We start from the raw sequence: 827 nt of genomic DNA on the forward strand, positions 1-827 counted from the left end.
CTGGGGTGAAGTCGTAACAAGGTAGCCCTAGGGGAACCTGGGGCTGGATCACCTCCTTACCTAAAGACTGCGTTGTTATCGCAGTGTCCACACAGATTGCCTGGTCGAAATGTAAAGAGCCACTGGTGCTGCCCAACAGCATCAGTATTAGTGAGCGAAATGTGTTTCGCTGACAAGATTTTAGTCCCGTTCGTCTAGAGGCCTAGGACACCGCCCTTTCACGGCGGTAACAGGGGTTCGACTCCCCTACGGGACGCCATGGGTCGTTAGCTCAGTTGGTAGAGCAGTTGACTTTTAATCAATTGGTCGCAGGTTCGAATCCTGCACGACCCACCATTCCAGCCACGGAATGTAAAACACAGTGGGCGATTAGCTCAGTTGGGAGAGCACCTCCCTTACAAGGAGGGGGTCACTGGTTCGAGCCCGGTATCGCCCACCATTCTTTCTCTTGCAGAAAGAAGCCCAGACGGAGGGGCTATAGCTCAGCTGGGAGAGCGCTTGCATGGCATGCAAGAGGTCGGCGGTTCGATCCCGCCTAGCTCCACCACTCTTTCAAGGTTTTTCCTTAAGAATCTTTAAAAAGTGGTTATCAATGGATAATTCACAATGCTCTTTAACAATCTGGAAAGCTGACTAGTAATTCAATCGATATGACGATTGAATCAAAACTGTTTCGAAAGAAACAGAGTTCTCAAGCAATACACATTCAAGTGTCTTGTATTTTTTGTCTTCACTTTTCAAAAGTGAAAACAAAGTGAGTCCGGCGAAACAAATCAAACCTTGGTTGTTTGCGATACAGACCCTTTGGGGTTGTATGGTTAAGTGAC

4 tRNA genes and 1 rRNA gene are annotated in these 827 nt (G+C 48.1%); all 5 read left to right on the forward strand.

From position 1 onward, the window contains the following. A 16S ribosomal RNA gene (locus Q4579_RS22935) occupies positions 1-59 on the forward strand; the annotation flags it as partial. Between the two features lie 124 nt (positions 60-183). Continuing rightward, positions 184-259, forward strand: a tRNA-Glu gene (locus tag Q4579_RS22940). A gap of 1 nt (position 260) precedes the next feature. Beyond that, a tRNA-Lys gene (locus tag Q4579_RS22945) sits at positions 261-336 on the forward strand. A gap of 27 nt (positions 337-363) precedes the next feature. Beyond that, positions 364-439 (forward strand) — tRNA-Val (locus Q4579_RS22950). Positions 440-471: 32 nt separating this feature from the next. Next, positions 472-547, forward strand: a tRNA-Ala gene (locus tag Q4579_RS22955). Positions 548-827 lie beyond the last annotated feature (280 nt).

Origin of the sequence: Photobacterium sp. 1_MG-2023, from assembly GCF_030547945.1 — a bacterium.
In the GTDB taxonomy this organism is placed as follows: domain Bacteria; phylum Pseudomonadota; class Gammaproteobacteria; order Enterobacterales; family Vibrionaceae; genus Photobacterium.